The organism is Nonomuraea maheshkhaliensis (assembly GCF_039529435.1).
GTDB classification, from domain to species: Bacteria; Actinomycetota; Actinomycetes; order Streptosporangiales; family Streptosporangiaceae; genus Nonomuraea; species Nonomuraea maheshkhaliensis.
On record NZ_BAAAMU010000024.1, the window covers coordinates 28,759 to 51,830 of the forward strand.

Below are 23,072 nucleotides of genomic sequence, written 5' to 3' on the forward strand. Positions count from 1 at the left end.
TGGCTTGGTCGTGCCGACCTCGCGACAGTCAAGACCAGGCGCTCCGCGCGTTGGCTTGGTCGTGCCGACCTCGCGACAGTCAAGACCAGGCGCTCCGCGCGTTGGCCCCTACTCAGGCCCTGGAGATGGTCCAGAAGGTGGCATAGCGGCCGTCGCGGCTGAGCAGCTCCTCGTCGGCGCCCTCTTCCAGCACCCGGCCTTCGTCCAGGAAGGCGATGTGGTCGGCGTCGCGTACCGTACGCAACCGCTGCGCGGCCATCACCAGCGTCCGGCTCGCTACCTCCGGTTTCGAAACCGAAGGTAGCGTAACTTGGTATCGTGTGAGCGTGAGCACGACTTCGAGCACTCCCGCCCGGCCGCCCGGCCGCCCGCGTTCCGGCATCAACGACGTGGTCTTCGCCGCGACGCTGAGCACGGTCCACGAGCTGGGCTACGCGCGGGCCACGGTGGAGCGCATCGCCGCCGCGGCCGGCATCGCGAAGACGACGATCTACCGGCGCTGGCCGACGAAGGGGGCGCTGATCGTGGACTGTCTGCTCGACGCGTTCGGCCCGGTGCCGATGGAGGGTGACAGCCGGGCCGAGATCACGTCCTCGGCCGTCCGCTGGGCCGCGGGCAAGATCGCCGAGCCGGGGGTGGGCGACGCGTTCGCGGGCGTGTTCAGTGACGGCGTCAGCGATCCGGAGCTGCGCGAGATCCTCTCCTCGCGGCTGCAGGACCCCTACCGGCTCGCCCTCCAGGACGCGCTCGGCGAGCCGGAGCACCGGGTCCTGTTCTTCATCGACGTCGTCGTCGGGACCCTGCTCCACCGCATGGGCATGACCGGCCGGCCGATGGCCGGCGATGACGTGGACGCGCTGGTGGAGCTGGTCCTGCCGCTCTTCCGCTGAGAACGCGAAGCCAGGCCGGAGCCCCCCGGAAGACGGCGCCCCCGCACGGCGGGATGGATCGATCCAAAGATTAAGGACTTTGACAACCGTTTTCATTTTGGCGCATACTGAGTTCCATGATGTCAGGATTTTCCCGGTTGCGTGCCGGCGGTCTGCTGGCCACGGCCGCGCTGTTCGCCACTGCCGCCTGCGGCGCCGGCGCCGCTGAGACCGCCCCCGACGGCAAGCCCGCGGTGGTCGCCGCCTTCTACCCCCTGCAGTGGCTGACCGAGCAGGTCGGGGGATCCGACGCGCAGGTGAGCGGGCTGACTCCGCCCGGTGTCGAGCCGCATGACGTGGAGCTGGGCATCCAGCAGGTCACCGAGCTCAAGAACGCCACGCTGGCCGTCTACGTCAAGGGTGTCCAGCCGGCCGTGGACGAGGCCGTCGAGCCTGACACGAGCTTCGACGCCGCCACCTCTGTGGCGACCATCCCAGTCGGTGAGCACGCCGGTGAGCACGCCGGGGAAGGCGAGGAGAGCGCCGAGGAGCACGGTCACGAGGAGCTCCCGTACGACCCGCACCTCTGGCTCGACCCCTCCCGCCTGGCCACCGTCGCCACCAAGCTGGGCGAGCGCCTGGCCACGGCCGACCCCGCGCACGCCCAGGGCTACAAGGACCGCGCCGCGAAGACGGCCGCCGCTCTCACCGCCCTCGACCAGGAGTTCGCCAAGGGGCTCACCACGTGCACGACCAGGACGCTGGTGACCGCGCACGAGGCGTTCGGGTATCTGTCGGACCGTTACCGGCTCAAGCAGATCGGCATCACGCTCGACCCCGAGACCGAGCCCTCCCCCGCCCGCCTGTCCGAGGTCGCCAAGCTGGCCAAGGCCGAGGGCGTCACCACGATCTTCACCGAGGCCCTGGTCAGCCCGAAGGTGGCCGAGGTGCTGGCGAGCCAGGTCGGCGCCAAGACGGCCGTGCTCGACCCGCTGGAGAGCAAGCCCTCGGGCGATTACCTCTCCGCCATGCGCGATAACCTCAAAACCCTACAAACAGCACTGGGGTGTACAGCATGAACGAAACGGCCTTCGCGATGACCGACGGCCGGGTCTCCTTCGACGGCAAGCCCGTCCTGCGAGGGATCGACCTGACCGTCTGTCCCGGGGAGGTCGTCGCCCTGCTGGGCGCCAACGGCTCGGGCAAGTCCACGCTGGTGCGCACCCTGCTCGGCCTCACGCCGCTGACCGGCGGCAAGACCCTCGTGTACGGCACCCCGCCGAGCCGCTTCCGCGACTGGTGGCGCATCGGGTACGTGCCGCAGCGGCTCCAGGTCGGTGGCGGCGTGCCCGCGACCGTGCGCGAGGTCGTCGCCTCGGGCCGGATCGCCAGGCAGAGCCGGCTGCGCAGGACCAGCGCGGCCGACCGGGCGGCGGTGACCGGCGCGCTGGAGGCCGTCAGGCTGGCCGACCGGGCCGGCGACCCCGTCCAGTCGCTGTCCGGGGGGCAGCAGCAGCGGGTGCTCATCGCCCGCGCGCTGGCCGGCGAGCCGGACACGTACGTGATGGACGAGCCCACCGCGGGCGTGGACGCCGAGACCCAGCAGTTGCTCGCCGACACGCTGGCCGGGCTGGTGACCGGCGGCAAGACCGTGGTGCTCGTGGCGCACGAGCTGGGCCCGCTGGAGCCGATCATCACCCGCGGCGTGGTGATCCGCGAGGGCCGCGTCGCCCACGACGGCAGCCCGCCGCGCCCCGAGGGCGAGTGCGCGCGACCGGGGCACGAGCACCAGCACCCGCACGCCGACGAGGCCGCGGCGGGCCCGCTCACCGGGTGGCAGGGGGGACCAAGGTGATCTTCGAACTTCTGCAGGAGCAGCTCTTCCAGCTCGCGCTGATCGCGGCTCTGCTGGTGGGGCTCTGCGCGCCAGCCGTGGGCACGTTCATCGTGCAGCGGCGCCTGGCGCTGCTCGGCGACGGCGTCGGGCACGTGGCTCTGACCGGCGTGGCACTGGGCTTCCTGACCGGCACCGCGCCCGTGCTCACCGCCGTCCTCGTCTCCATCGCCGGCGCCGTGGCCATCGAGCTGGTCAGGGCGCGCGGCAGGACCAGCGGTGACGTGGCGCTGGCGCTGCTGTTCTACGGGGGCATCGCGGGCGGCGTGATGCTCATGGCCGTCTCTCCCGGCGGCAGCAACGCCAAGCTCAACTCCTACCTGTTCGGCGCCATCGCCAGCGTCACCCCCCTGGACATCTGGATCGTCGCCGCGCTGGCCGTCACCGTGCTCGGGGTCGTCGCGATCTTCGGCAGGGAGCTGTTCGTGCTCTGCCAGGACGAGGAGATGGCCAAGGCCAGCGGCCTGCCGGTGCGCTTCCTGAGCCTGCTCATCGCGGTCACCGCCGCGCTCACCGTCGTCATCGCCATGCGGGTGGTCGGCCTGCTGCTGGTCAGCGCGCTGATGGTGATCCCGGTGGCGACGAGTCAGCAGCTCACGCGCGGCTTCAGGACCACGATGGGGCTGGCCATGCTGTTCGGCGTGCTGGCCTCCGTGGGCGGTCTGCTCGCCTCCACCTACTCCCCCAAGGTTCCTCCTGGCGCCGCGATCGTTCTTCTTGCGCTCGCCGGCTTCGTCCTGGCCCTCGGTGTCGGTAAATTCGTACGCCGAGGCCGTACTCAGGAGTCCACTTTGAGCGAGCGACCAAAGCTGCGCGTGGAGGAGGTCGCATGACGACGAGGCGCGACGCTGTGCACGACACCCTGCGCGGGAGCTCCGGCTTCCGCAGCGCGCAGGACGTCTATGCCGAGATGCGCCTGCACGGGGCGAAGATCGGGCTGACCACCGTCTACCGCGCGCTGCAGGCGCTGGCCGACGGCGGCAAGGTCGACGTGCTGCGCACCGACGACGGCGAGTCCGTCTACCGGGCGTGCGCGACCGACTCCCATCACCATCACCTGGTGTGCCGCAAGTGCGGGCAGACGGTGGAGGTGGCCGGGCCCGCCGTGGAGCGCTGGGCGGAGATGGTGGGCAGCGAACACGGCTTCACCGAGATCACCCACACCGTCGAGGTCTTCGGCACCTGCTCGTCCTGCTCGACGCCGTCCAGGACCGCCTGAAGCCGGTCCCGTGGCGGCCGGCGGCGACGGGCGCTCCCGCTCAGACGACCGGTGCGCGCTCCCCGGCCGCGGCCGGTTCCGCCGACGGGGCCGGGGCGGGCCTGGCGCGGCGGGAGCCGTACAGGACGCCGAGCACGATCACCGCGCACCCGGTCAGCTGCACCGGCGACGGCCGCTCCCCCAGGGCCAGCGCGGAGATCGCCACCGTGGTCAAGGGCTGGATCAGCAGCAGCAGCGCGGTGAGCGCGGCGGGCTGGCGCGGCAGCGAGAACGTGATCAGCGACCAGCCGAGCACCTGCGGCCCGAGCGCGAGCAGCAGCAGCCACCCGTGACCCGGCCAGGTGGGCATCAGGTCGGCTCCGCCGAACAGCGGGCTGAGCGCGGCGATGGTGAGGGTGGCCACCACGGTCGCGTGCGCCAGCGGCCCCGCTCCCCGCTCGGAGCCGCCCTTCATCAGCAGCAGGAACGCCGCGTACGACACCGACGTCGCCACCCCGGCGAGCACCCCCAGCACGGGATCGCTGCCGTACGCGGCGCTGTCGAACACCCCGGAGATCAGCACGACCCCGGCGAACACGACCGGCGTGCCGACCATCAGCCGCGACGACGGCCGCTCGCCGAACACCGCCCACGCGGCGAACGCGACGATGAACACCTGCAGATTGCCCAGCACGGTCGCCAGCCCCGCGCCCACGTAGTCGATCGCGTGATGCCAGAACAGCAGGTCGAGCGCGAACACCACGCCCGCGAGCCAGGCCGCCACCATGCCCCTGCGCGGCAGCGGCCCGAGCCTGCGCCGCTCCAGCCAGGCCAGCAGCAGCATGGGCGGCACGGCGTACGCGCACCGGAACAGGGCGGACGTGGCGGGCGACACCTCGGACAACCGCACCAGAGGAGCGGAGGTGGAGATGATGAGCGCACCGGCCACCGCGATCAGCACGATACGGCGATGTGCACTCACAGAAACCCCTACAACTGCTGACAGGAGATACGCTGCGACCACGCTAGAACCCGGTGCGGACAGGAGTCAACATGACGTTTGGCCATGACATGGTGCATTCTCTGGCCACCGTTGTCGAGTTGGTCAACACCTCGCCGTCCACCGGCGGCGACGAGGGTCTGCCGGGTCTGCCGGAACTCGCGGCGTTCATCGAAGCCCGCGAGATCAGCGGCATCGGCGCGGTCACGGCCCGCGACCTGGGTCAGGTGCGGATCGTGCGCGAGGTGTTCCACCGCGTCTTCACCGCCGCCGATCAGCCTGCGGCCGTGCGCACCCTGAACGCGTTGCTGTCGGACACGCGGATCACGCCCCGGCTGGTCGAGCACGACGGGCATCCGCTGCACGTCCACTATCACGCGGCCGATTCGACGCTGGCGGAGCACCTGGCGGCCGACTGCGGGGTGGCGCTGGCTCACCTGCTGGTGGAGGGGGAGGCCGAGCGCCTGCGTACGTGCGCGGCCCCCGACTGCGACCGGGTGTTCGTGGACGAGTCGCGCAACCGGTCGCGGGTCTACTGCGACAGCCGCACCTGCGGCAACCGCATGCACGTGGCCGCCTACCGCGCCCGCCGCCGCGCCTGAACGACCCCGCCTGGGACGCGGTGCGACCGGCGGGGTTCCGGGTCAGCGGCCGAAGTCGCGGCGGCGCAGCGCGAGCAGGCCGGCCGACGCGAGCAGCGCCGTGACCGCGAGCAGGCCCGTGGTGGGCCCGGCGGCGAACGGCGGCCCCGTCATCGCGTTGCCGACGAAGTGGAACGGCTCCACGGGCAGCCCGCCCCACACCCCGTACAGGGGACCGGCGACCTGACCCAGGGCGGCGGTCAGGACCCACACGAGCCAGGAGACCGCCACGCTCGCCCGGGGCAGCAGCCCGTACGCCAGCACGCAGAGCGCCCCCACGCACCACGCCGCGGGCACGGTGCTCAGCGCCCCCGCCAGGAAGCCCGGCAGGTCGCTCGCCAGGTCCCCGACGAGCAGGGAGTAGACCGTGCCGAAGACGAGCCCGGCCACGGCCATGAGGCCCGCGGTGCCGAGCGCGGTCACGACGAGCTGACCGGCCGCCCAGCGCAGCCGGGTCAGCGGCGTCGACTGCACGTTCTCCGCCCGGCCCGAGAGCTCCTCCGCGCGCAGCCGCAGCGTCATGAGCACCGGGTAGAGGGCGACGGCGTAGGCGAGGATCAGGATCAGGTACCACGAGTACGCCCCCAGCGCCTCGGGGCCTGACGCGATGCCGAGGGAGCGCCGCAAGTTGTCGACCACGACGCTCGGCCGCGACAGCAGGTCGCGCGTCAGCGGGCTCAGCGCGCCGCCCGCCGCCGCGAAGACCGCCACGCCCGCCGCCCACTTTCCCAGCAGCCCCCTGTGCAGCCGCCAGGCCAGGCTGACCGGGCCGCGCAGCTCGGGGGCCGACTCCCGTCCCTGCCGCTCGGGGAGCAGGCCGGAGCCGAGGTCCCTGCGGCCGAGCAGCCGGTACGCGAGCGCGTACAGGATCGCGGCGGCCGCGATCGACACCCCGAGCAGCCACCACCGCTCCTCCTGGTACGGCCGCACCAGATGACTCCAGCCCACCGGTGAGAGGTACGCCGTCCACGACACCCCCGCCGCGTCGCCCGCGTACCGCAGCACGTAGGCGGCGGCGAGCGTGGCCAGGGCGGCGGCGGTGGCCGTGCGGGCGCCGCCGGCGATCTGAGCGGCCACCGCCCCGACGCCGCCGAACACCCAGCCGGCCACGGTGATGGCGGCCCCGTACGCGAGCGACCCCACGGGCTCCAGGCCGATCCCCGTCAGCACGGCGGCGGTCAGTGCCCCGCCGAGCAGGCTCACCGCGCCCGAGACAAGCATCGCGGCGGTCAGGGGCGCGTACCTGCCGACCGAGCCCGCCAGGACCAGCTCGCTCCTGCCCGCGTCCTCCTCCGCGCGGGTGTGCCGGATGACGGACATCAGGGCGGCGAAGGCGCTCGCCACGTAGAGGAAGCCGCCGCTGCGCCACGTGGCGAGCACCTCCAGCCGGGGCTCGACGGCGCCGCCGCCGAGGCCGCGCAGGAAGGCGTTGCGGCCGATCACCTCGACGTAGGTGGCCTTCAGCTCGGGGGTGGCCATGTTGGTCTGGATGTACTCGACCATCACCAGGGCCAGCGCCACCAGCGCCAGGATCCACCAGGGCGCGATGCCCCTCTCCCGGCGCAGCGCCAGGCGGACCAGGGCGGCGAGGCCGGGCAGCCGGGCGGCGCGCGATCCGTTCACCACGACCAGCTCCTATCCATGAGTGCAGCTGACTGTTCGCTAGGACAGGACGCTATACCCGTGTATAGCCGCACGGCAATCCGGGGCCGCCGACCTCAGGCAATCGGGGACCACGCAAGGGAAAGGCCCGCACAGAGCGCGCGAATCACGGCGCCGGGCGGGCCAAAGGGGCGGCAGGCCGGTCAGGCGGATGCCAGGTGAGGCCGCGGCTGGCGGCCGGGGGCGTCCGCTGAGGACCGCGCGTCAGACCTGGTTGGGGATCGCGCCGCCGTAACGCCGGTCGCGCTTGGCGTAGATCTCGCACGCTTCCCACAGGTCGCGCCGGTCGAAGTCGGGCCAGAGCCGGTCGAGGAAGACCATCTCGGCGTACGCCGACTGCCACAGCAGGAAGTTGGAGAAGCGCTGCTCGCCCGACGAGCGCAGGAACATGTCGACCGGAGGGATCTCCGGCTCGTCCAGGTAACGGGCGAACACCTTCTCGCTGACCTTGGACGGCTTGACCCGGCCGGCCGCGATGTCGGCCGCCAGCCGGACCGCCGCGTCGACGATCTCGGCCTGCCCGCCGTAATTGACACAGAACTGCAATGTGAGCTTACGGTTGGTGAGCGTCATCTGCTCGGCGGTCTGCAGCTCGGAGATGACGCTCTTCCACAGCCGCCCGGGCCGCCCGGCCCAGCGCACGCGCACGCCCATCGCGTTGAGCTCGTCGCGCCGCCGCCGGATGACGTCGCGGTTGAACCCCATCAGGAAGCGCACCTCGTCGGGCGAGCGCTTCCAGTTCTCGGTGGAGAACGCGTACGCGCTCAGGTAGGGGATGCCCAGCTCCAGCGCGCCCTCGATGACGTCGAACAGCGAGGACTCACCCGCCTTGTGCCCTTCGGTGCGCGGCAACCCGCGGGCCTTGGCCCAGCGCCCGTTGCCGTCCATGACGATGGCGACATGCTGGGGCACCAGCTCTTTCGGGATGGACGGCGGGGTCGCTCCCGACGGATGCGGAGTAGGCGGTCGTACGTTCACGCGGGCTCCCTTTCGACGTGTCGGAGAGAGCGTATTCCGTGTTCGAGGTGCCATTGCAGATAGGCGGCCACCAGGCCGCTGCACTCGCTGCGATGGCGCGGCTCTGAAGCGTCGGCGGCGGCCCAGTCGCCGCGCAGCAGCGCCGTCATGAGCCCCAGCGTCTCCCCTGCGGGCACGGCCGCGCCGGCCGGCTTGCACGCCCCGCACACCACGCCACCTGCGACGATGGCGAACGCCCTGATCGCCGGCGCCTGGCACTTGGCGCAGGCCTCCAGCGCGGGGGCGTAACCGGCCACGGCCAGGGAGCGCAGGAAGTAGGCGTCGAGGACCAGCCTGGCCTCATGACCCCGGTCGGCGAGCGTGCGCAGCCCGCCCACCAGCAGCAGGAACTGCCGCAGCGCCGGCTCCTTCTCCCCGTGCGTCAGCCGGTCGGCGGTCTCCAGCATCGCGCTGCCCGCGGTGTAGCGGGGATAGTCGGCGGCCAGCGCCTCGCCGTAGGGCCTGATCGTCTCGGCCTGGGTGACCACGTCGAGCGTGCGGCCGGTGTGGAACTGCACGTCGACATGGGTGAACGGCTCAAGCCTCGCCCCGAAGCGCGAGGTCGTGCGGCGCACGCCGCGCGCCACCGCCCGGACCTTTCCCGTGCGCTTGGCCAGGACGGTGATGATCCGGTCGGCCTCCCCGAGCTTCTGAGTGCGCAGGACCACGCCTTCGTCACGGTAGAGACTCACTCGGACATCTTACGGCCACCCCCATACCGGCGGACGGGACGTTACGGGCATGCTCTGTTGACGCGACTTTGCGTCACTCTCACTAGACTTTGACGCCTGTCCCCGCATCACCCGTTGTTCAACCCCCCGCTACCGCCTCGAAAGGGAGTCATGACCCGCGTGGTCCTGCTGGGTTCCTCGCCCGGCCCCGACATCTCTCCGACCGGCCTGAGGCTGGCCGCGCTGCCCGGCACCCCCACTGTTGCCGAGCGGCTTCGCAGCCAGCTCACCTCGATGGATCCGCGCTTCGCCACGATCCAGTCAGGCGACGTGGCCACCGCCCTTCGTGCCCTGGCCGACGTTGCCGAGTCCGCAACGGAGAACCTGTTCATCATCCCGGAGAACTCGGTCGTCCACGACGAGCTGATCTACCAGATCACCAAGTCCAAGCGCGGTGCGCTGGCGCTCGTCGCGAAAGAACCGCGGGTGGGGGTGACGGAGGAGCAGGAGGACAACGGCCAGGACGACAACGGTCCTGAAGACCGCATCCCGATCGACGAGGCCGACCCCGAGATCGGGCTCAACCGCGTCGAGGGACTGCCCGTACGCGTCCGCGTCGGCAAGTCGCGCGTCGTCTCGGTCGGCACCGCCAACCACGCCGTGACCAGGCCCAACGCGGTGATCCTCGGCCCGATGCACATCAGCGCGCGCAACGCGCCGACGCTGGCCGCCACCTGCCGCGAGCTGGCCGACATGGCCGACCGGTTCGGCGGCGACGACGACCTGATGCAGCTCGTCGTGTTCGGCCTGGTGCGCAACGGCGTGTCGGTCGGCATCAGGGGCCGCCGCGACCTGTTCTACCGCCGGGTCACCACCCAGGAGGAGATCAACGAGGCCGGCGCCGAGATGGCCGGCATGGACGAAGACCGCGCCCGCCTCAACAACGCGGTCAAGGGCGCCGACGGCTTCTTCACCACCTACTTCGTCTCCACCTACTCGCGCTACATCGCCCGCTGGGCCGCCAGGCGCGGGCTGACGCCCAACCAGGTGACGCTCATCTCGATCACCCTCGGCGTCGCCGCGGCCGCCTGCTTCGCCACCGGCGACCGGCCCTGGATGATCGCGGGCGGCGCGCTGATCTACTTCGCCTTCGTGTTCGACTGCGTCGACGGGCAGGTGGCCCGCTACGCGCGCAAGTTCGGCGTGCTCGGGGCCTGGCTGGACGCCACGTTCGACCGGTTCAAGGAATACGTGGTCTTCGCCGGTCTGGCCGTCGGCTGGGTCGTCTCGGGCAACGGCGACGACATCTGGATCCTGGCGCTGGCCGCGCTCGGCCTGCAGTCCGTACGCCACCTGCTCGACTTCTCCTTCGGCATCTCCAACCGCCGGAGCAAGACCCCCAACCCGCTGCCCACGACGCCGCTCGACGCCCCCGACGACCGCGAGCTGCGCCAGGCGCTCACCCGCCGCAAGGTCGAGCGGAGCCAGGGGCTCCGCGGCGTGCTGAAGATGTGGACGAAGGCGGGCAAGTACCGTGTGGTCCATTGGGCGCGTAAGATGATCGTCTTCCCCATCGGCGAGCGTTTCGCGGCCATCGCGATCACCGCCGCCCTCTTCGACGCCCGGATCACCTTCATCACCCTGGTGATCTGGGGCTCCGTCGCCGCCGCCTACACCCTCACCGGACGCCTCATGAGGTCGCTCGTATGATCACCCACCCGCAGGCCATGGCCACCCCCACGCCGGACCCCGACGAGGAGCGCCGCCGCATCCAGACCGCCCGCCTCGTCGCCTACCGCGACGACGGGCCCCTCGCTCACGCGCTGTCCACCAAGATCGGCAGCGGCGTTCCCCCTGTTCCGGCCACGCTCGTGGCCCTGCTCGCCGTGGTCGGCATCACGGCCGCCGGGCTGCTCGACCGCGGGCCGATCCTGCTGCTGCCCGTCGCGATCGTGCTGCTGCTCGTGCTGCCCACGACGCCGCGCGACCACCTCGGCCGCTTCGACTGGCTCACGCCGCCGCTGCTGCGCGGCGCGGAGTTCCTCACCGTGATCGCGGTCGGCCTGGCCGCCGACGCGCCGAAGTGGCTGCTGTTCGTGCTGGTGTACGTGGTCGGCTACCACACCTACGACACCGTCTACCGCACGCGGCAGAGCATCTGGCCGCCCGCCTGGGTGTTCCGGGCGGGGCTCGGCTGGGAGCTGCGGCTGCTCATCATCGGCCTCGGCGCGGCGCTCGACGTGCTGACGCCGGTGCTGGCGGTGCTGACGGCGTACTTGTTCGTGCTGTTCGCGGTGGAGAGCGTGACGAGCTGGGTGCGCCTGGACAAGGCGTCCGCCCAGGCCGGCGCCGACGCCGAGCAGGACCTGGAGGCCTCCCCTGAAGACGCCCTTGAGCAGGCCACGGGCGAGGCGGAGAAGGGCTGACCCGCCGCTCATCCGCGTCGCGGCGCCGCACACTCGTGCGGCGCCGCGGCGCTTTTGGCTTTCCGGCGCGCCATCGGGGGCACTGACTCCTTAGTCTGGGTTTCAGGGACACCTCGGACCGGGGTGCCGGTCCGGGCGGAGCCAGGAGACGCGGATGGCGTTCTTGTCGCGGCTGTTCAAGCGGGCCGATCCGCCGGCCGAGCGCGAGGAGGCGCACCGGCGGGGGATGCGCGACGCCCGCGAGCATCCCCTGAGCGAGTTCACCGATCCCGGCTTCCAGCCCGCTTACGTCACGGAGATCCGGGCCCTGGCCCGCGAGGAGATCACGCGGGTGGACCGGCGGCTGGCCGCCACGCGTACGGCGCTGCTGGAGCGGGCGCTCGGGGAGCGGGAGACGATCCTGCGCGAGCTGGGCCGCGCCGGCACCCGCCCGCCCGCGAACGGCCACGCGCCCCCGCCCTCCGGGAGCGACCCGGCGCAGGCGGACCCGTTCATCTCGATCGCGGAGTCGAGGGCGCGGCGGGAGGAGGCGCGGCGGCGGGTCCTGGTCGAGGAGTCGAACGCCGGCGTGCAGCGCTCCAGGGCCCGCATCGAGCACCTCACCCAGGAGTGGGAGAGCGCGCTGATCGAGCGCGACCACGAGGTGGAGGCGGTGCACGCCAGGGCCGAACGGCTCATCGCCGCCTACAAGAGCGGCGTGCTGCGCGCTCATCCGCGCAGGGAGGAGATCCCGTCCCTGTGGAAGGGCGAGGTCGTCGCGATGGACGCCACCGGCGACCGGCCGGCGGCGGTGTCGGGGCGGGAGGAGATCGGGCGGATCCTGCGGGAGGTGGAGGCGCGGATCGAGGTGTGGCACGCGGAGGTGTTACCCCGCGAACTCCCCACCGGCCCCGAAACCAGGCCCACCCCGGAGCTCACCCGCCAGGACGCCTCGGAGCGCATGCCGGAGGACATCCCGGAGTTCCCCCCGGAAGCCGCCTCGAACGACACCCCGGACCTCAGCTCGGACGCCACCCCGAGCCCCGCTACGAAGGACGGCTCGGAGAACGCCGGCGGGGGCAGCGGCCGATGGGCGGGCTGATGGGTGGGGCCGGGAGGGGTGCGCGCCGGCTGGTCGCGGGGGTCGGGGTGCTGTCGCTCGTCGCCGCCGGCCTGGCGGGCTGCGGGACCGAGGCGAAGGCCGTCTGTGGCGTGATCGTGGACTCCACCAGCTACGCCGACCCGGCCACGTCCAGGAACGACGTCACCTCCAAGCTCCCGCCGTTCACCGAGGGCTGCGACTGGATCGCCTTCGCCGCGGTCACCGGCAGCTCGGAGAGCAGCACGTGCCGGCAGGACCCGGTCGCCCTGGCCGCCACCAGGGCCGAGAACCCGAACGACAACCCCGTCGTCGAGGAGCGCGTCAGGGAGCACCGCGTCACGGAGGTGCTGCCGAGAGCGGTCAAGCTGTTCGACTGCCCGGCCGAGGGCGAGGGCTCCGACGTCCTGGGAGCGCTGCGGTACCTGGCCAAGCAACTCGGCGCGCGCCGGCAGCCCGACAGCGCCCACCAGATCATCGTGTTCAGCGACCTGATCAACAACCGCGGCGAGCTGGACGTCAACCGGCTGGACCTGAGCGCGGCGGCGCGGCAGCGGAAGATCAAGGAGCTGAGGGACGCGCGGCTGCTGCCCGACCTCGACGGGTACGCGGTGGTCGTCCACGGCTTCCTCCGGGAGAAGACGTCGAGCCCCGACCGCTTCCCACTGCTCGAAGGCTTCTGGCGGGAGTCGTTCGAGGCGGCGGGAGCGGCCACGGTGGACCTGCTCTGACCCGTTCGGAGAGCGCTCTCTGACAGCCCGTTCCGGCGTCTTGTGCGGATTGTTGACAGGAAGTCACGCCTGTGTTCACATCTTGTGAGAGCGCTCTCTCACCTCCGCCTCAGCACCCCCTGGAGCGATGATGACAACAGAACTCAGGTACAGACGCCGTCTGGCGGCTGTGGCCGTGGTGCTCGTGGCACTCAGCGGCCTGCTCGTCAAAGTGGCCGTGAGTGCCTCCGCCGCCGTCCCGCCCACCCCCTCGGGCTGGTCGCTGGTCTGGTCGGACGACTTCGACGGCCCGGCCAACACCCTCCCGTCGTCGTCCAACTGGATCATCGACACCGGGCACGCGTACCCAGGAGGACCCGCCAACTGGGGCACCGGCGAGATCCAGAACTACACCTCCAGCACCGGCAACCTGAGCCTCGACGGCTCGGGCAACCTGCGCATCACGCCGCTGCGCAGCTCCTCCGGCGAGTGGACCTCGGCCCGCATCGAGACCAGGCGGGCCGACTTCAAGCCCGCCGACGGGCGGGTGCTCCGCATCGAGAGCCGGATCCAGATGCCGAACGTGACGGGCAACGCCGCCCTCGGCTACTGGCCGGCGTTCTGGGCGCTGGGAGCGCCGTACCGGGGGAACTACTGGAACTGGCCGGCCATCGGTGAGTTCGACATCATGGAGAACGTCAACGGGCTCAACTCCGTGTGGGCCGTGCTCCACTGCGGCGTCAACCCCGGCGGGCCGTGCAACGAGACCACCGGCCTGGGCGCCAGCCGCGCCTGCCCCGGCTCGACCTGCCAGTCGGCGTTCCACACCTACCGCTTCGAGTGGGACCGCAGCGTCAGCCCGAACCAGTTGCGCTGGTACGTGGACGGCCAGCAGTTCCACAGCGTGAACCAGGCCCAGTTCGACGCCACGACCTGGAGCAACATGACCGGGCACGCGGGCTACTTCCTGCTGCTCAACGTGGCCATGGGCGGCGCCTTCCCGAACGCGCTCGGCGGGCAGACGCCGACCGCGGCCACCGTGCCGGGGCGGCCGATGGTGGTCGACTACGTGGCGGTCTGGCAGAGCGGCACCACCACCGACCCGACCGACCCGCCCGGCGGGGTCGACGCCCGCTCGACCATCCAGGCGGAGGCGTTCCAGGCGCAGTCTGGCACCATCACCGAGGCGACCACCGACTCCGGCGGCGGCCAGAACATCGGCGCCATCGCCAACGGCGACTGGCTGCGCTACGACGGGGTCAACTTCGGCTCGACGGCCGCCACGCAGTTCCGCGCCCGGGTCGCCTCCGGGGCCGGGGCCGGGGTGAGCGGGCTCGTGCAGGTGCGCCTGGACAGCCCCACGGCCACGCCCATCGGTGACTTCGCGCTGGGGAACACGGGCGGGTGGCAGAGCTGGCGTACGGTGCCGGCGAACATCTCAGGGGTGACGGGGACGCACACCGTCTACCTGACCTTCTCCTCCGGCCAGCCGGCCGACTTCGTCAACGTCAACTGGTTCAGCTTCTCGACCTCCTGAGGGGACTCGGGCCTTCAGGAGCCCCGCCGAGCCCGGTCACCTTCCCGGGCTCGGCCCCTCACGTCAGGGGTGGTCAGGGGCGGGTGGTGCGGCGGTGGTGGACGATGCGTTCGGCCCAGCTCGCCGCCTCCGGGTCCTTGAGCCCTTCCACGACGCCTCCGAGGTAGGCCGTACCCAGGCTGTCGAAGCCGCTGTCCAGTTGCCGCACCCGCCCGGCCCGCCGCCGTTCCACGCCTTGCAGATACTGCGCGATGCTCTCCGCGTACGAGGCGTCGCGCTGGTACGCGGCCTGCGCGGCGGCGCAGGCGCGGGACTCGGCGTCGCGCTTGGCGCGCAGCTCCCACAGGCGGCGGTCGTTCGGGTTGTGCATGCGCCGGCCCAGGTCGGCGGCGATGAGTGCGGTGGCGATCAGCAGCGCGAGGAGCAGGATCATGGTGGGGAGCTGCCCGACCCCGTCGGAGGTGGGGCCGATCTCCTGGCCGTCCACGACCAGCGGCCTGACCAGGGCCTCGCGGCGCAGGACGGCCACGGCGGCGATGAGGCCGAGCCAGACGAGCGCCGCGCCGATCAGCAGCACGCGCCCTTTGACCGGGCTGCCGTGCTCCTGCCAGGAGCGGAACGCCCGCCCGTACATGTGCGGCGCGACGAGCATGATCAGGGCGGCGCCGGCCGCCAGCAGCGCGGTCATGGCCACGCTGTCGCCCCAGCTCAGGATGACCTGGTAGAGGATCGGGACCTCGACGATCAGCAGCAGGAGCAGCAGCAGCGCGGCGGGCAGCCAGCGGCGCACGACGGGCCAGCGGCTGCCCGAGACGGCGATGGAGCTGGGCCGGCCGTCGCCGGGGCGCCTGCTGGGCTGCTCCAGCTCGGCGACCCGGCGCTGACTGTCCTCCAGGGCCTTCCTGGCCTCGCCGAACGCGCGCTGCGACTCCGCCAGGCTGATCTTCTGGCCTTCGAACTCCGCCCGCGCCCGCTGGATCTCCTGCTCCGTGCGCTCCTCGATCCTGGCCAGTTCCTCCAGCCGCTCGTCCTCCAGCTCGTGGAAGCGGGGCACGCTGCCGGTCTGCAGGGTGAGCGTGTCGATCTGGCCGTCGGCGGCGTGCGCGCGCCCCAGCTCGCGCTCCTCGCGCCGGCGCGCCGCCCAGTCGGGCAGGTGGTAGAGGTCGCCGTCGTAGGCCACGGCGGGCGCCCGGCGGACGACCTCGCCGTCCTCGGCACCCTCCGTACGGTCGCGGCTGAGGCGGGAACGGTTGCGGCGTAACAGGCGCATCGGGCCTCCCCGGCGGGGTTCTCCCTTCGATGCTAAGCCGCGCGTCCGGCACGGCCCTGGCTACCCGGGCGATTTGGGGAACAATGGTGCGGGTGAGCGCATTGCCGGTGATCGACGTGTCGCCCCTCCTCGCCACCGGAGCCGGACCCGAGCCTGAAGCGGGCAGACGGCGGGTCGCGGAGGAGATCGGGGCGGCCTGCCGGGAGAACGGCTTCTTCTACGTCACAGGTCACGGCGTGCCGGCCGAGCTCATCGACCGGCTCGACACGGCCGCCAGGCGCTTCTTCGCCCTTCCCGAAGAGGTCAAGGACGAGATCCGGATGGAACGGGGCGGCCGGGCCTGGCGCGGCTTCTTCCCTGTCGGCGGCGAGCTGACCTCCGGCCGTCCCGACCTGAAGGAGGGCGTCTACTTCGGCGCCGAGGAACCGGCGGGTACGCTGCCGCTGCACGGCCCCAACCTGTTCCCCGAGCGGGTCCCCGAGCTGCGGGAGGCGGTGCTGGAGTATCTGGGCCGGATGACGGAGCTCGGGCAGGCGGTGATGAGCGGGATCGCGCTGAGCCTGGGTCTGGAGGAGGACTACTTCCGTACGGGATACACCGCCGACCCGACCATCCTTTTCCGGATATTTCACTATCCGCCGAGCCCGCCTGACGACGACGGCTGGGGTGTGGGCGAGCACACCGACTACGGCCTGCTCACCCTGCTCCTCCAGGACGCCAACGGCGGCCTCCAGGTCCGTACGCGGGCCGGCTGGATCGACGCGCCCCCGGTGCCGGGCACGTTCGTGTGCAACATCGGCGACATGCTCGACAAGCTCACCGCCGGCCACTACCGCTCCACGCCCCACCGTGTTCGCAACCGCAGCGGCAACGAGCGCCTCAGCTTCCCGTTCTTCTTCGACCCCGGCTGGGACAGCGAGGTCCCGCCCCTCCCCTACGCCCCGGGGCGCCGGTGGGACGGCCAGGTGGACTTCACCGGCACGTACGGCGAGTACCTGCTGTCCAAGGTCGCCAAGGTCTTCCCCCGCCTCTTCGAGCAGCAGCTCTAGGCGGCCCTGAGCGGCTCTGAGCCGCCTTCTAGGCCGACTCGCGCACGACCAGCCGGGCCGGCAGCACGACGGAGGTGGTGTGCCGTCCCTCCAGGCGCGACAGCAGCAGCCGGGCCAGCGCGAGCGCCTGGTCGGCGACCGGGACGCGGACGGTGGTCAGCGCCGGTGTGGTGGCCGAGGCCGCGTCCACGTCGTCGAAGCCGACGACCGCGAGGTCCTTGGGCACCCGCCGCCCGGCCTCCCGCGCCGCCGCGAGCGCCCCGATGGCGAGCTGGTCGGTGGCGGCGAAGACGGCGTCCAGTGACGGGTCGTCCTCGAGGAGACGGCGGAGGGGCGCTGGTCGCCCGGCTGATGGACCGGCAGCTGCGCTGCCCCCCGCCCCCGCCGCGCGGGTGAGGTCGTCGGCCACGGCCAGGTGCGGGCTCAGGCCCGCCCGCCGCAGCGCCGTACGGTGGCCGGCCAGCCGGTCCTGGACGGTGACCAGGTCCATGGGGCCGCAGATCATGCCGATGCGCCGCCGGCCGAGCGCGACGAGGTGGTCGGTGGCGGCCGCCGCGCCGCCCGCGTTGTCCACGTCCACGTACGGGACCAGCGACGCGATGGGCGGCTTGCCCAGCAGCACGACCGGCACCTCGGTCCGCGAGAGCCGCTCGGCCAGCGTGTCGCCCCGGTCGGGCGGCAGCAGCACGACCCCGTCCGCCAGCCCGCTCTCGACGTGCGCGACGATGCGGCGATGGCTCTCGGCCGTGTCGGCGAGCATGAGCGTGATCTGCTTGCCCGCGCCCTCCAGCAGGCTCGTGACGTACTGGACGACGGACTGGACGACGGCGGCCGTCAGCGCGTCGCCGCCCTGGCGGGGCACGGACAGCACGAGGGCGACGGCGTTGGTGCGGCGGGTGACTAGGCTGCGGGCGGCGGCGTTGGGCACGTAGCCGATGTCCCTGACGGCCCGCATCACCGCGGCCCTGACCGAGGAGCTGACCGACGACTCCCCGTTGACGACGCGCGAGACCGTGGCCCGCGACACCCCGGCGCGGGCGGCCACCGTCTCCAGGGTCGGGCGTTTCGGCCGGGTCTCGGTCAGGCCGTTGCGGCTAATGACGTCGCGGTACCACAGGGCGCTGTCCTTCGGCCGGCGTTTCTGGGTGGCGAAGTCGACGTGCACGAGGCCGAACTTGCGCTGGTATCCGTCGGCCCATTCGAGATTGTCGAGCAGCGTCCAGACGAGATATCCGCGCACCTTCGCGCCGTTCTCGACCGCGCCGCGCAGGGCCCGCAGATGTTCCTCGACGAAGCTGATCCGGTCGACGTCGTGAATGCCGTCGCCGGTCACCACGTCCACGAAGTCGGCGCCGTTCTCGGTGACCATCAGCTCCAGGTCCGGATATTCGCCGGAAAGGCGGTCGAGGAGCAGCGCGAGGCAGTTGGGCACGATCGGCCAGCCCATCGCGGTGACGGCCGTGGGAATGGTGCAGAAGAGGATTCCCTCGCTGCCGGGAAAGGCCGGGTCGGCGGGCTCGCTCGGCTGGGCCTGGACGACCAGCGGGGTGTAGTAGTTGACGCCGAGCAGGTCGAGCGGCTGGGCGATGACGTCGAGGTCGCCGTCGCGCACGTGATCGAGGCCACCGTGGCGCTCGGCGATGGCGAGCAGTTCGGCGGGGTAGGCGCCGCGCAGCATCGGTTCGAGGAACTGCCGGTTGGCCAGGGCGTCGATCCGCGCGACGGCCTCGGCGTCCTCGTCCGACAACGTCCTGCCGAAGTCGCTGACCTGGGCCGGCGTCATCACGGGCGAGATGTTGAGCACGGCGCCGACCTCGGCGGCTCCGCCGTCGCGCAGGGCGCGCGCGCTCAGGCCGTGCGCGAGCAGCATGTGGTGGGCGGCGCGGAAGGCGTCGGCGGCCGACGCGCGGCCCGGGGCGTGCACGCCTGAGCCGTAGCCGAGGAAGGCGGCCACCCACGGCTCGTTCAGCGTGAACCAGGTGCCGACCCGGTCGCCGATCCGCTCGTGCACGGCGGCGGCGTAGTCGGCGAAACGGTAGGCCGTGTCCCGCGCGGGCCAGCCGCCCAGATCCTCCAGCCACTGCGGCAGGTCCCAGTGATAAAGGGTGGCGTACGGCGTGATGCCCGCGCCGGTCAGCTCGTCGGCCAATCTGTCGTAGAAATCGAGCCCGGCCTGGTTGACCTTTCCCGACTCGTCGGGAAAGACGCGCGTCCAGCTCACCGAGAACCGGTAGGCGGCCATGCCCAGCTCTTTCATCAGCCGCACGTCCTCCGGATAACGGTGGTAATGGTCGCACGCCTCGGCCCGGTCGGCGGTGAAGGTGTCCCAGATCGACGGGGAACGGCCGTCGGCGGTCGTCGCCCCCTCGATCTGGAAGGCCGAGGTCGACACTCCCCACACGAAATTCTCGGGAAAGCTGGCGATATTCATGCTGCGAAATACCTTCCGGTGACACGTCGAAGGGGCGGCGCTCGACGGGGGTCGCGGCCGGCCCCGCCCAGTGTCCCGCGTGCCGCTCGTCGCGCGCCAGCCTGGCCAGGCGGTATACAGAGCGCGTGGAACTGGACCGGCTCGATCGTGACATCATCGCGGCGCTCGTGGACGACGCCCGCCAGACCTACGCCGAGATCGGCCACCGGGTCGGGCTGAGCGCCTCGGCGGTCAAGCGGCGGGTGGACCGGCTGCGCGAGCTCGGAGCGATCACCGGGTTCAGCGCGCGGGTGGCGCCGCAGGCACTCGGCTGGACGACCGAGGCGTACGTGGAGCTGTTCTGCCAGGGCAAGACGAAGCCGTCGGACATCGCGCTGGCCGTGACCAGGTTCCCCGAAGTGGTGGGCGCGGCCACGATCACCGGCGAGGCGGACGCGCTCCTGCACATCAGGGCGACGGACGTGCGCCACGTCGAACGGGTGATCGAGCGCATCGCGGCCGAGGCGTTCGTGGTGCGGACCAAGAGCGCCATCGTGCTGTCGCGCCTGGTGGACGCAACTCACAACCCGTCTGTGCCCGAGGTGCGCAACGAATCCCCCTCGACCGGGTGAAAGACGCAACCGATCAGCGGCAAGACGCAATGTCAACCCCTTGGCTTGCCCAATCGGGAATTCCTAGGCTTGCTCCGTCCCCCTGAAGAGGGGTTTCCCCTGGTTACGACACGTTGGAGCGTTGCATGCCCAAACACTTCCTCATGTGCCGCCCGGACTTCTTCACGGTCGAGTACGCGATCAACCCGTGGATGCGTCCCGAGGCCGGAGCGGACCGCGACGTGGCGGTCCGGCAGTGGGAGGGCCTCAAGACGGCGTACGAGGAACTCGGACACCAGGTGAGCCTGATCGACCCGATCGCGGGCCTGCCCGACATGGTGTTCGCCGCGAACGGCGCCCTGGTGGTGGGCGGCCGCGTCTACGGCGCGCGCTTCGCCTACCCGCAGCGCGCCGCGGAGGGCCCGGCCTACCTGCGCTGGTTCACCGACCGCGGCTACGAGGCGCTCGAACCCTCCCACGTCAACGAGGGCGAGGGCGACTTCCTCACCCTCGACGACGTCATCCTGGCCGGGACGGGCTTCCGCACGGACGTGGTCGCCCACCAGGAGGCGCAGGAATACCTGGGCCGGCCCGTCGTCTCGCTGACGCTGGTGGACCCGCGTTTCTACCACCTCGACACGGCGCTGTTCCCGATCGACGGGCACAACGTCGGCTACTACCCCGCCGCCTTCTCGCCCGGGAGCCTCGCGGTGCTGCGCCGCATGTTCCCCGACGCGGTGATCGCGACGGACCGCGACGCCGAGGTGCTCGGGCTGAACGCGGTCAGCGACGGCACGAACGTGGTCATCAACGCCGAGGCCTCCGATCTCCACCTTGAGCTCAAGCGGCGCGGCTACGAGGTGATCCCCGTCGATCTGTCGGAGCTGCGTAAGGCGGGTGGCGGCCCCAAGTGCTGCACACTTGAGATCAGGGGGGAGATCTGATCATGACCAGCAGCGCAGAACTGATCGAAGTGAGCGAGCGCCGCAGCGCGCACAACTACCATCCACTGCCCGTGGTGATCCACGAGGCGCACGGCGCCTGGGTCACCGACGTCGACGGCAAGCGGTATCTGGACTGCCTGTCCGGCTACTCCTCGCTCAACTTCGGCCACGGCCATCCGAAGATCATCGAGGCCGCGAAGGAGCAACTCGAACGGCTGACGCTGACCAGCCGCGCCTTCTACCACGACCAGTTCGCGCAGTTCTGCGCCGGGCTCGGCGACCTCACGGGCAAGGACCTGGTCCTGCCCATGAACACCGGCGCCGAGGCGGTGGAGACCGCCATCAAGGTGGCTCGCAAGTGGGGCTACGAGGTCAAGGGCGTCGAGCCGGACCAGGCCAACATCATCGTGATGGAGGGCAACTTCCACGGCCGTACGACCACGATCGTCAGCTTCTCCACCGACCCCGAGGCGCACGACAACTTCGGCCCGTACACGCCGGGCTTCCGTGTCGTCCGCTACGGCGACGTCGAGGCGATCAGGCAGGCCCTCGACGCCAACACGGTCGGGGTGCTGGTCGAGCCGATCCAGGGCGAGGCCGGGGTGCTGGTGCCGCCGGACGGCTACCTGGGCGAGGTGCGGGAGCTGTGCACGGCCGAGGGCATCCTGATGATCGCCGACGAGGTCCAGTCGGGGCTGGGGCGCACGGGCCAGACGTTCGCGTGCGACTTCGAGGGCGTCGTGCCCGACATCTACGTGCTGGGCAAGGCGCTGGGCGGCGGCGTCGTACCGGTCTCGGCCATCGCCGCGAACCGGGACGTGCTCGGGGTCATCCACCCCGGCCAGCACGGTTCCACGTTCGGCGGCAACCCGCTGGCGTGCGCGGTGGCCAACGCGGTGATCGAGATCCTCGGCACCGGCGAGATCCAGGCCAGGGCCGCCAAGCTGGGCGAGGTGCTGCACACGCGGCTGCGCGACATGGTCGGCAAGGGCGGCGTGGTCGCGGTGCGCGGGCGCGGGCTATGGGCGGGCGTGGACATCCACCCCGACCTGGGCACCGGCCGTGAGGTGTCGAAGGCGCTGCTGAAGCGGGGCGTGCTGGCCAAGGACACGCACGGGTCCACGATCCGGCTGGCGCCGCCCATCGTCATCTCGGAAGAGGACCTGCTCTGGGCGATCGACCAGTTCACCGACGCCATCTACGACCTGCAGCACCCGCAGAACTCGTAGGACCTACAGGAACTCGCAGGACTCGCAGGACGAGCCGGGCCCGGCCGCCCGTGGTGGCCGGGCCTCGCACATCAGCCGGGCCTCGCACATCAGCCGGGCCTCGCACATCAGCCGGGCAACGGACGTCGGCCGGGCCCTGGGCGTCAGCCGGGCAGCGACCACACCTGAATGCCGTCGGGCGCGTCCTCCGCGACGAACCCGTGCTCCTTCAGCTCGGCCACCAGCACCTCCCCCGCAGGCCAGTGGCTGGTGGAGACCACCTCGTCCTCGGTCACCACCACCCCGCGCTGCCTGGTCCGGTAGACGAAGCGCGAGGTGACGCTCTCCCCCTCGGCCTCCAGCACCTGCCCGGCCACCTCGTACGTGTGCCGCCCCACCGGATAGGAGCCCATGGACACGAGCTCCCCCGGCACGGCCGCGGCCCGCTGCCGCCAGTTGAACAGCAGCCGCCCGCCCGGCTCAAGCTGCCTGGCCAGCACCCGCCACAGCTCGTCCCGCTCGGCGGCGGAGAAGCTCTGCAGCACCGAGATCATCACGACGGCCTCGACCGGCTCGTCCACGTCCACGTCGAGGGCCCCGCACGGCAGCACGGTCACCCGCCGCAGCGTCGGCGGGTCCTGGGCCAGCCGGGAGATCAGCACGGACCGCATGCCGAGCGACGGCTCGACAGCGTAGATCTCGGCCGGGGTGACGCGGGCGATCAGCTCGGTGATCAGGCCCGTGCCCGCGCCGATCTCGATCAGGCTGCGCCGCACCCCGGCCAGCAGCGGCGGCAGCAGCTCGCGGATCAGGGGCACGTGCCCGTCCTCGTGCCAGAGGTCGTAGAAGGGTACGGCGACGGCGTTGGCATCCATGG

The 23,072-nt window shown here is 71.6% G+C and carries 23 protein-coding genes; 15 read left to right on the plus strand and 8 right to left on the minus strand.

Translation table 11 applies throughout. From position 1 onward, the window contains the following. Positions 1-112: 112 nt before the first annotated feature. The gene (locus ABFX54_RS18375) at positions 113-259 is read right to left on the minus strand and encodes a hypothetical protein (RefSeq protein WP_346106306.1); all 147 of its coding nucleotides are present in this window, start codon (positions 257-259) and stop codon (positions 113-115) included. 67 nt (positions 260-326) lie between these two features. Here ABFX54_RS18375 and ABFX54_RS18380 point away from each other — a divergent pair, with 67 nt between their 5' ends. The 5 genes from ABFX54_RS18380 (at position 327) to ABFX54_RS18400 (ending at position 3,982) form a co-directional block, all read left to right on the plus strand. Continuing rightward, positions 327-890, plus strand: coding sequence for a TetR/AcrR family transcriptional regulator (locus ABFX54_RS18380; RefSeq protein ID WP_346106308.1), 564 nt, complete (start codon positions 327-329; stop codon positions 888-890). Between the two features lie 116 nt (positions 891-1,006). Beyond that, entirely contained in the window at positions 1,007-1,948 is a 942-nt protein-coding gene (locus ABFX54_RS18385) for a metal ABC transporter substrate-binding protein (RefSeq protein ID WP_346106309.1), read from the plus strand. Next, a complete protein-coding gene (locus tag ABFX54_RS18390; RefSeq protein ID WP_346106311.1) occupies positions 1,945-2,724 on the plus strand; it encodes a metal ABC transporter ATP-binding protein in 780 nt (259 codons plus the stop codon). The genes ABFX54_RS18385 and ABFX54_RS18390 overlap by 4 nt, the downstream gene beginning before the upstream one ends. After that, positions 2,724-3,596: a metal ABC transporter permease gene (locus tag ABFX54_RS18395; RefSeq protein WP_346106450.1), complete on the plus strand. Its 873-nt coding sequence runs from the start codon at positions 2,724-2,726 to the stop codon at positions 3,594-3,596. The genes ABFX54_RS18390 and ABFX54_RS18395 overlap by 1 nt, the downstream gene beginning before the upstream one ends. After that, positions 3,593-3,982, plus strand: a complete 390-nt coding sequence (locus tag ABFX54_RS18400) for a Fur family transcriptional regulator (RefSeq protein ID WP_346106313.1) — start codon at positions 3,593-3,595, stop codon at positions 3,980-3,982. The genes ABFX54_RS18395 and ABFX54_RS18400 overlap by 4 nt, the downstream gene beginning before the upstream one ends. A 40-nt stretch (positions 3,983-4,022) precedes the next feature. Here the strand turns inward: ABFX54_RS18400 and ABFX54_RS18405 are convergent, their stop codons facing one another. Continuing rightward, positions 4,023-4,943, minus strand: coding sequence for a DMT family transporter (locus tag ABFX54_RS18405; RefSeq protein ID WP_346106314.1), 921 nt, complete (start codon positions 4,941-4,943; stop codon positions 4,023-4,025). Positions 4,944-5,014: 71 nt separating this feature from the next. Here ABFX54_RS18405 and ABFX54_RS18410 point away from each other — a divergent pair, with 71 nt between their 5' ends. After that, positions 5,015-5,563, plus strand: coding sequence for a CGNR zinc finger domain-containing protein (locus tag ABFX54_RS18410; protein WP_346106315.1), 549 nt, complete (start codon positions 5,015-5,017; stop codon positions 5,561-5,563). 42 nt (positions 5,564-5,605) lie between these two features. Here ABFX54_RS18410 and ABFX54_RS18415 read toward each other — a convergent pair whose 3' ends face one another. From ABFX54_RS18415 to recO, 3 genes are all read right to left on the minus strand, one after another. Next, a complete protein-coding gene (locus ABFX54_RS18415) occupies positions 5,606-7,228 on the minus strand; it encodes an ABC transporter permease (protein ID WP_346106316.1) in 1,623 nt (540 codons plus the stop codon). Positions 7,229-7,468: 240 nt separating this feature from the next. Beyond that, the gene (locus ABFX54_RS18420) at positions 7,469-8,242 is read right to left on the minus strand and encodes an isoprenyl transferase (RefSeq protein ID WP_428834536.1); all 774 of its coding nucleotides are present in this window, start codon (positions 8,240-8,242) and stop codon (positions 7,469-7,471) included. Further along, positions 8,239-8,973, minus strand: a complete 735-nt coding sequence (recO, locus tag ABFX54_RS18425; RefSeq protein WP_106235563.1) for a DNA repair protein RecO — start codon at positions 8,971-8,973, stop codon at positions 8,239-8,241. The genes ABFX54_RS18420 and recO overlap by 4 nt, the downstream gene beginning before the upstream one ends. Before the next feature lie 150 nt (positions 8,974-9,123). On the opposite strand from recO, the gene ABFX54_RS18430 reads away from it, so the two are divergent. The 5 genes from ABFX54_RS18430 (at position 9,124) to ABFX54_RS18450 (ending at position 14,703) form a co-directional block, all read left to right on the plus strand. Then, positions 9,124-10,662 carry a CDP-alcohol phosphatidyltransferase family protein gene (locus ABFX54_RS18430; RefSeq protein ID WP_346106320.1) on the plus strand — a complete coding sequence of 513 codons (1,539 nt, stop codon included), beginning with the start codon at positions 9,124-9,126 and terminating at the stop codon, positions 10,660-10,662. After that, on the plus strand, positions 10,659-11,378 hold the full coding sequence (locus ABFX54_RS18435) for a DUF5941 domain-containing protein (protein WP_346106322.1): 720 nt from the start codon (positions 10,659-10,661) through the stop codon (positions 11,376-11,378). The genes ABFX54_RS18430 and ABFX54_RS18435 overlap by 4 nt, the downstream gene beginning before the upstream one ends. 154 nt (positions 11,379-11,532) lie before the next feature. Beyond that, positions 11,533-12,459 (plus strand): hypothetical protein, encoded by a 927-nt coding sequence (locus ABFX54_RS18440; RefSeq protein WP_346106324.1) that lies wholly within the window; start codon positions 11,533-11,535, stop codon positions 12,457-12,459. Further along, positions 12,447-13,187 carry a vWA domain-containing protein gene (locus ABFX54_RS18445; protein ID WP_346106325.1) on the plus strand — a complete coding sequence of 247 codons (741 nt, stop codon included), beginning with the start codon at positions 12,447-12,449 and terminating at the stop codon, positions 13,185-13,187. The genes ABFX54_RS18440 and ABFX54_RS18445 overlap by 13 nt, the downstream gene beginning before the upstream one ends. Positions 13,188-13,356: 169 nt before the next feature. Beyond that, entirely contained in the window at positions 13,357-14,703 is a 1,347-nt protein-coding gene (locus ABFX54_RS18450) for a glycoside hydrolase family 16 protein (RefSeq protein ID WP_346106327.1), read from the plus strand. A gap of 73 nt (positions 14,704-14,776) precedes the next feature. Here ABFX54_RS18450 and ABFX54_RS18455 read toward each other — a convergent pair whose 3' ends face one another. After that, positions 14,777-15,973, minus strand: coding sequence for a hypothetical protein (locus ABFX54_RS18455; RefSeq protein ID WP_346106328.1), 1,197 nt, complete (start codon positions 15,971-15,973; stop codon positions 14,777-14,779). Positions 15,974-16,065: 92 nt separating this feature from the next. Between ABFX54_RS18455 and ABFX54_RS18460 the strand changes: the two genes are divergently transcribed. Continuing rightward, entirely contained in the window at positions 16,066-17,022 is a 957-nt protein-coding gene (locus tag ABFX54_RS18460) for an isopenicillin N synthase family dioxygenase (protein WP_346106330.1), read from the plus strand. 28 nt (positions 17,023-17,050) lie between these two features. On the opposite strand, the gene ABFX54_RS18465 is transcribed toward ABFX54_RS18460, so the two are convergent. Continuing rightward, entirely contained in the window at positions 17,051-19,453 is a 2,403-nt protein-coding gene (locus tag ABFX54_RS18465) for a GH1 family beta-glucosidase (RefSeq protein ID WP_346106332.1), read from the minus strand. A gap of 125 nt (positions 19,454-19,578) precedes the next feature. Between ABFX54_RS18465 and ABFX54_RS18470 the strand changes: the two genes are divergently transcribed. The 3 genes from ABFX54_RS18470 (at position 19,579) to rocD (ending at position 22,216) form a co-directional block, all read left to right on the plus strand. Next, the gene (locus ABFX54_RS18470) at positions 19,579-20,064 is read left to right on the plus strand and encodes an Lrp/AsnC family transcriptional regulator (RefSeq protein ID WP_346106334.1); all 486 of its coding nucleotides are present in this window, start codon (positions 19,579-19,581) and stop codon (positions 20,062-20,064) included. Positions 20,065-20,189: 125 nt separating this feature from the next. After that, positions 20,190-20,987 (plus strand): dimethylargininase, encoded by a 798-nt coding sequence (ddaH, locus tag ABFX54_RS18475; protein ID WP_346106336.1) that lies wholly within the window; start codon positions 20,190-20,192, stop codon positions 20,985-20,987. 2 nt (positions 20,988-20,989) lie between these two features. Continuing rightward, positions 20,990-22,216: an ornithine--oxo-acid transaminase gene (gene rocD / locus ABFX54_RS18480; RefSeq protein ID WP_346106338.1), complete on the plus strand. Its 1,227-nt coding sequence runs from the start codon at positions 20,990-20,992 to the stop codon at positions 22,214-22,216. 143 nt (positions 22,217-22,359) lie between these two features. On the opposite strand, the gene ABFX54_RS18485 is transcribed toward rocD, so the two are convergent. Beyond that, a complete protein-coding gene (locus tag ABFX54_RS18485; protein ID WP_346106340.1) occupies positions 22,360-23,070 on the minus strand; it encodes a class I SAM-dependent methyltransferase in 711 nt (236 codons plus the stop codon). Between the last annotated feature and the right edge of the window lie 2 nt (positions 23,071-23,072).

What these genes read in the sequence shown, in the direction of transcription:
- ABFX54_RS18385 (WP_346106309.1), top strand. Translation starts at nt 1,007, where the DNA reads ATGATGTCAGGATTTTCCCGGTTGCGTGCCGGCGGTCTGCTGGCCACG.
- ABFX54_RS18440 (WP_346106324.1), top strand. Translation starts at nt 11,533, where the DNA reads ATGGCGTTCTTGTCGCGGCTGTTCAAGCGGGCCGATCCGCCGGCCGAG.
- rocD (WP_346106338.1), top strand. Translation starts at nt 20,990, where the DNA reads ATGACCAGCAGCGCAGAACTGATCGAAGTGAGCGAGCGCCGCAGCGCG.
- ABFX54_RS18390 (WP_346106311.1), top strand. Translation starts at nt 1,945, where the DNA reads ATGAACGAAACGGCCTTCGCGATGACCGACGGCCGGGTCTCCTTCGAC.
- ABFX54_RS18410 (WP_346106315.1), top strand. Translation starts at nt 5,015, where the DNA reads ATGACGTTTGGCCATGACATGGTGCATTCTCTGGCCACCGTTGTCGAG.
- ABFX54_RS18400 (WP_346106313.1), top strand. Translation starts at nt 3,593, where the DNA reads ATGACGACGAGGCGCGACGCTGTGCACGACACCCTGCGCGGGAGCTCC.
- ABFX54_RS18375 (WP_346106306.1), bottom strand. Translation starts at nt 259, where the DNA reads ATGGCCGCGCAGCGGTTGCGTACGGTACGCGACGCCGACCACATCGCC.
- ABFX54_RS18465 (WP_346106332.1), bottom strand. Translation starts at nt 19,453, where the DNA reads ATGAATATCGCCAGCTTTCCCGAGAATTTCGTGTGGGGAGTGTCGACC.
- ddaH (WP_346106336.1), top strand. Translation starts at nt 20,190, where the DNA reads ATGCCCAAACACTTCCTCATGTGCCGCCCGGACTTCTTCACGGTCGAG.
- ABFX54_RS18430 (WP_346106320.1), top strand. Translation starts at nt 9,124, where the DNA reads ATGACCCGCGTGGTCCTGCTGGGTTCCTCGCCCGGCCCCGACATCTCT.
- ABFX54_RS18485 (WP_346106340.1), bottom strand. Translation starts at nt 23,070, where the DNA reads ATGGATGCCAACGCCGTCGCCGTACCCTTCTACGACCTCTGGCACGAG.
- ABFX54_RS18445 (WP_346106325.1), top strand. Translation starts at nt 12,447, where the DNA reads ATGGGCGGGCTGATGGGTGGGGCCGGGAGGGGTGCGCGCCGGCTGGTC.
- ABFX54_RS18435 (WP_346106322.1), top strand. Translation starts at nt 10,659, where the DNA reads ATGATCACCCACCCGCAGGCCATGGCCACCCCCACGCCGGACCCCGAC.
- ABFX54_RS18455 (WP_346106328.1), bottom strand. Translation starts at nt 15,973, where the DNA reads ATGCGCCTGTTACGCCGCAACCGTTCCCGCCTCAGCCGCGACCGTACG.